General features: G+C 61.8%; 6 protein-coding genes and 1 pseudogene. 2 read left to right on the forward strand and 5 right to left on the reverse strand.

Annotation, left to right across the window (positions count from 1 at the left end; all coding sequences use genetic code 11):
- Nucleotides 1-671, reverse strand: a 671-nt coding sequence (locus A3764_RS23250) for a TniB family NTP-binding protein (protein WP_236628314.1), incomplete at its 3' end; no start/stop codon positions are given.
- Between the two features lie 171 nt (nt 672-842).
- Nucleotides 843-1,775 (reverse strand): IS5-like element ISRhba5 family transposase, encoded by a 933-nt coding sequence (locus A3764_RS23255; RefSeq protein ID WP_007803217.1) that lies wholly within the window; start codon nt 1,773-1,775, stop codon nt 843-845.
- A gap of 251 nt (nt 1,776-2,026) precedes the next feature.
- Between A3764_RS23255 and A3764_RS23260 the strand changes: the two genes are divergently transcribed.
- On the forward strand, nt 2,027-2,869 hold the full coding sequence (locus A3764_RS23260) for a hypothetical protein (protein ID WP_007803218.1): 843 nt from the start codon (nt 2,027-2,029) through the stop codon (nt 2,867-2,869).
- A 58-nt stretch (nt 2,870-2,927) separates the two neighbouring features.
- On the opposite strand, the gene A3764_RS23265 is transcribed toward A3764_RS23260, so the two are convergent.
- From A3764_RS23265 to A3764_RS23275, 3 genes are all read right to left on the reverse strand, one after another.
- Nucleotides 2,928-3,497, reverse strand: a complete 570-nt coding sequence (locus A3764_RS23265; protein ID WP_007803220.1) for a PIN domain-containing protein — start codon at nt 3,495-3,497, stop codon at nt 2,928-2,930.
- Nucleotides 3,494-3,958, reverse strand: coding sequence for an excisionase family DNA-binding protein (locus A3764_RS23270; RefSeq protein WP_007803221.1), 465 nt, complete (start codon nt 3,956-3,958; stop codon nt 3,494-3,496). Before A3764_RS23270 ends, A3764_RS23265 begins: the two co-directional genes overlap by 4 nt.
- Before the next feature lie 149 nt (nt 3,959-4,107).
- Entirely contained in the window at nt 4,108-5,175 is a 1,068-nt protein-coding gene (locus A3764_RS23275) for a helix-turn-helix domain-containing protein (RefSeq protein WP_007803223.1), read from the reverse strand.
- Between the two features lie 207 nt (nt 5,176-5,382).
- On the opposite strand from A3764_RS23275, the pseudogene A3764_RS23280 reads away from it, so the two are divergent.
- Nucleotides 5,383-5,630, forward strand: a pseudogene (locus A3764_RS23280) (recombinase family protein); the annotation flags it as partial.

Raw genomic sequence — 5,630 nt, forward strand, 5'->3', positions numbered from 1 at the left:
TTGACCAAGGCAAAGATGCGGGACGTCACCCCGCCAGTTAATGCGAGGATCTGCTTGAGCGACCGCACTTGCAGATTGGATTTCTTCTCCAGCGGCATGGCCGCGATCAATGTCTGGATCATATCCGAAAACTCGGCATCATCGCGCCAATTCGGCAGGTGGTGTTCATCAAGCCGACGGGCCAGTTGGACATCGCCGCGAATGGCATCGACGGCTTCGCTGACACCGTAGCAGACCAAAGATGCCTCCAGCTCGTTGCTGAGATACCTCAAGACATTGAGGAACCGGCGCTGTTCCCTATGCGTGCCCGCAAGAAGGTTGTGGACTTCGTCGATCATGATCATCCGCAGCCCGAGGTCGCGCAAAAGGCCCACGACCCGAACTTCCAGCGAGGCAACACTCTGCGCCTTCAGGCTCAGCGTCGACGACGGGGCTCCGACGGCTGCGAGGATGTGCATATAGAACCGCCGCTCATCAGGAGCGGGTGGCGCCTGCAACAGAAGTAACGGGGTGTGGGTGACGCCCGACTCCGGATCATACTCCGGCGCATAGCGTCGCGACAGGTTGCGGGCGATCATTGTTTTGCCGATGCCGGACGCCCCATGCACCAGAAGGCCAGGCATGCGGGTCTGCCGCGACATCTCAATCAGACCATGCAGCCGGTCCAGCACTTGCTCCGCTCGGGGAAAGCCGATCCAGATGTCCGATTGAATGAGGGCGATGCGGCCGTCGTCTTCAGTTTCTGCCCTCAATTCACCAGCGCTCCACCTTGAACATGGGGCGCGATGGGCGTTGTTGCAGAAAGTCGGCCTGAGTTGTGAGTGCCCCTTTCCCATTCAGTTTCATGCCACGCGGACGACGTGGGCGGTGCCGAGCGCGTTGAAGCGATTGACAAGGGCGACCCGGATGTGGATTTCGGCGGTTTGGCGATCTGGATCCCGCGCGGCGATGCGCTCACCGAAGGCCTTCAGGCATCGCATCTTGGCCTCCACTCGGCTACGGGCGTGGTATCCGGTCCACCGCTTCCAGAATGCCCGACCGTAGTGACGCGTGGCGCGCAGGGTTTCGTTGCGCGCCTTGGCAGCCGGGCAGTCCTCTTTCCAAGCTCGACCGTTCCTTCGGGTCGGTATGATTGCCGTGCCACCGCGTGCGATGACGGCGCCGTGGCAGCGGCGGGTATCGTAGGCACCATCCGCGGTCACGGTGCCGATGTCCTCGTCCTCGGGGATCTGGCCCAACAGGTCCGGCAGGACTGGGCTGTCGCCTTCCCGGCTAGGGGTGAACTCGACGGCCCGGATATCCGAGGTGGCGATATCCATCGCCAGATGCACCTTGCGCCATTGGCGGCGGCCCTGAACGCCATGCTTGCGGGCCTGCCATTCGCCGTCGCCAAGAAACTTGATGCCGGTGCTGTCCACCAGAAGATTCAGCGGCCCTTCGGCACGGCGATAGGGGATCTGCACCTTGAGGGTCTTCTGTCTGCGGCACAGCGTCGAGTAGTCCGGAACGGGCCAGTCTAGCCCTGCCAGGCGCAGGAGGCTCGCGACCATTCCGGCTGTCTGCCTGAGCGGTAGCTTGAACAGAACCTTGAGCGACAGGCAAAACTGGATCGCGGCATTCGAAAAGACCGGCGGGCGCCCTGGGCGTCCCTCATGCGGCGCGTGCCAGGTCATCTCCTTGTCCAGCCAGATCAGCAGCGATCCGCGCTTCCTGAGCGCATCGTTGTAGCTGGACCAGTTCGTCGTGCGGTAGCGGGCGGGCTTGGGCTTGCTCATGCAGATCGTCTAACCGCATGGATTCCCGATGTGAATCCTTCACCGACTGAGTTCTGCAACAACGCCCAGTGCATCACCCAAAAAAAGGGAAACGACGCCAGACCGAGAAGCCTGACGCCGCGCTAGAAAAAAACCCCTGAACACGGTTCTTCTAGCGCAGTGTCCGAACCCCTGCAACCAGCAAAGTGTTTTTGCTGGCAAGAATGTTGTTTGCTCTCGACATGGCATCGTCTCTCTCAGGAGATACGACCATGGAACCAACGACTGGCCTGATCCTAAGGCGGATCACGCAGACAGACCTCTCTGTTTCGGCGCACAAACTGGCCACGCTCATCCTCGACGGAATTGCGTGGAAGGACGGGTATAACGGCCTGCCCCGCGGCACGGCTGCCTTCACCCTGTCCTCTCTGGCAGCGAAGATGGGCGTCTCGCGCCAGTACCTGAGCGTTCTGCTGAGTGAGCTTGAAACTTCTGAACTGAAGCTTGAGCGCGAGAAGTCGAACGGCAAGTTCGCCCCCTGGCTCTTCCGCTTCGCGGCCTTTGACGACGGCGAACAGACCCACGATCTCGTGTCAGACGGAGACGACACATCACTATCTAGAGAAGAATCTAACAAAACTATATTCACAGGACAGATCAACATTGACGGTTGCTCGAACGTGTTCCGAACATGCTGGGCCGAGCTGATCAAGGCCGCGAAGAGCGCCCTACCCTGCTGGAACGTCGATACGCAAGTGATCTGGGAACGCTTCCTTGCCTTCAACCGGGCCCGTGGGAACAGCAAGGTTCCGGCCGGTTTCCTGCTCGGCTTCATGCGCCGGTGGCGCACCTCGCTTGGAGAAGCGACGCGCCCACCGGCTCTCCCCGCACCACAGCCGGTTCAAGAGCCACGAGAGCGCGAGCTGCACGAACAGATCAAGGCTGCGCCAAGCTCGAACCGCCAGTTTCACGCGTCAGACCTGTGTCGCGTCATAGGGCAAGCGGCGTACGATGCGCGCATTGTCGCCGTGATCCGGCAGTTCGGTTGCCCGAGGTTCACTGCTACGCTTGCAGTCCACGGGCGTGCAGTCCTGGCGGGCGAAATCTCGCGGTGATGATGGATCGGGTGCCACAACTCTGGCCAGAACGTATTCAGTCAGGGCAGTTCTGGGATCAAAGCAGGTCGGCGAATTGCTCCAGGTCGGCAACCGTGGCGACCAACCCCTGCTGTGTCAGGATCGCGAGATACTCGTCGACGCTTTTGAGCGGATTCTTGAGGCGCGCGCGAACTTTCCGCAGCGCGGAACAGACCAGACCGGGCGCGAGAGACAGTTGGTTCCGGAAAAAGTCGTCAGGGTGTTGGGTCTCGATGCCAAAGGGCGCAAGTGCCGCTGGTGGGAAGTCCTTCAGGTTCTGCGTGACGATCGCGTCACAGCGCCCAACGATTGCCGCCGCCAGAACGTGCCGATCGTCAGGGTCCGGCAGTGTTAGGGCCGGCACCAATGCCTCGTAGCCGGTGACCAGACAGTCGCGTGTGGCCCTGTCCATCAAGTCGCGAGTTCGTTCCAGCGCGGCGCGCTCCCGATGAGGTTCATTGCGCAGAAGCGCATCAATCCACTCCCGATGGATATCGGCCGTCCACTTGGCCTTGAAAAGGTCTGTGACCGCCAACTGCATCAGTGCATCGCGCATCGGCGCGGGATAAAGGACGTTCGCATCGAACAGGACCGTGTACTGGCTCATTTCGAGCGGTAGCCCATGTCCTGCTCTTGAGCGTCGGCGGCCAGTTGATCGAGCGCAGCTTCACGCTCGGTATCGATCGCGGCCTTGTAGGACATCACGTCTTCCATGCGGACGCGGCGATGCTTGCCGACCTTCCGATGCGGTATGGCACCATCCTCGAGCAGCTTGATCAGGAACGGACGCGAGACGTTCAGAACCTCAGCGGCCTGTACGGTCGAGAGTTCGGCGTTCTCGGGGATGATGGTGACCCCCCGCCCCGCTGCCATCGCCTCGAGGATCTCCATGAGCAGCGATACGGCGCCCGCAGGAAGCTCGATCGGCTCCATCTGCTCGGAGTCCGTCACACGAAGTTTCAACGGCGCGCGCGCCTGGGCGAAGCGTGACAATGCCTGGCCAGAGACGCGCGCAATCGCTGCGTCCTGCGGCGTGGGCGGAAGATGTCGGTGTGCCAGCATGTTCATGGTGGTCTCCTCTCCGGTTTCTGTTCTCTACCACCATATATGAAATAAGTGCAACAAATGCATTAAGTGTTGGTGAGTTTCTGCGCGCCCTGCCGCGTGCTCGCGGTTATCGCTGCTGTCGAGTGAGCGGGTGAGACCCACGCTAACCTTCAGTTTGTCGCCTTCCACATCCTGAACCGCCCCTGTCCTGTCACCTCGCGGATCAGACCCCGCTCTTGCATCCATGCAAGGTTGCGCTGAACAGCGGCGCGACTGGCACTCGTCAGGGCCTGGGCCATTGGCGCAGAGACGAGCGGCCATTCGGTCAGCACTGCGCGCAAGGCCGGCGGCGTCCTGCCCGAGAGCAATGTCATTTCGGCTTCCGCCCGCGCCGACCATGCCTCGATATCGTCAAGGTGCCGCACCGCGGTCAGGCACGCGGCTTCCATCCCGTATAGCCAGCGTTCCAGACGTTCGAACGGTGAACCACCGGCTCGTAGTCCCCCTGCCCCGCCCATGGCCAGAGGCGTGAAGACTGCGCCTCTTCCATCGCTGGCCGCGATCCGCGCAGCTGCGACAGCCGCTTCCATACGGTCGTCGTGCTGCCCGAGCCCCGCGAGGCGCCAGAGGTGAAAGCCCGCGCAAGCGCGAGTGATCGGGTGCAGGTCCGTGGCCTGCCCCATCAGATCCAGCCAACCGCTCGCGCGATCCACGAACGGCTCGGTCTCATCACTGATGTTCTCGGGGTCGCGACGGTCGAGGAAGGCGGAAAGGTCCTGCTCCGGTCCCGGTCCACCCGTCAGTCGCCGAATCGCCCATCCGACTCGCGCCAGCGCCGCCGTGTCGTCCTGGACACCGGACAGGCGCAGCGAGATCCAGAGCGCCAGCCGGTCTTGGCTGATGCGGTCACCGGTGTGCCAGCTCAAATCTGCGGCCTCCATCAGCGCAAGCCGATGCCGCCATCCTTCCGGTCCGCGCTTCAACCGGTCATCCAGCGCGCCGACGCGACCGGCCACACGGGCAAGACGCGCGGCCTGCCCGCCCTCTGCCTTCCGCCATTCGTCGAGGACCTCGGTTTCACGCGGTTCGGCCCGTGGTCCCGGCGGCAAATAGTCCGGCTCGTCGTCCATCGGACCGGGCAGAAACCACAGGTCGTCCTCAGACGCCTGTTCGACCTCCTCAGCATAAATGCCGAGCGCGTCGGATTCATCATACAATGCGGGGGTTCCAGGCCTCATATGCGCAAAATACAGCTATTTTGAGCTTTACCCAAGGGTTTTATCAGAGTGCGTTTGTACACCTTACATAGCACGCGCGCGCGATGGTCCGCGAGACCTCCCTGATCGCGCTCTGCGTATGGAAACCAAGGGCTTTCTGATGAACAGCGCCACAGAGCGCGCCCTTGCATTCATTTACAAACGGTCGTTTAGTGATGGCACCTTAAACTGCAAACTGCGGGATGCGTCGAAATCCATGAAGAGCACGCCTCAGGCGGCAATCGCGCGCGTCCGGTGCTTGCTCGTGTACTCGAGCGTGTCCAGAGCGGCGACACGCTGGTTGTCGTTCGGATCGACCGGCTGGCGCGGTCTCTCTCACATCTGCTGGAGGTGATCGAACGGCTGGAGGCCAAGGGGGTGTTCTTTCGTTCCATTCAGGACCCGATCGACACCGGATCCCCGCAAGGCAAGTTTAC

It is taken from the genome of Sulfitobacter sp. HI0129 (assembly GCF_001635395.1).
Classification (GTDB): domain Bacteria; phylum Pseudomonadota; class Alphaproteobacteria; order Rhodobacterales; family Rhodobacteraceae; genus Sulfitobacter.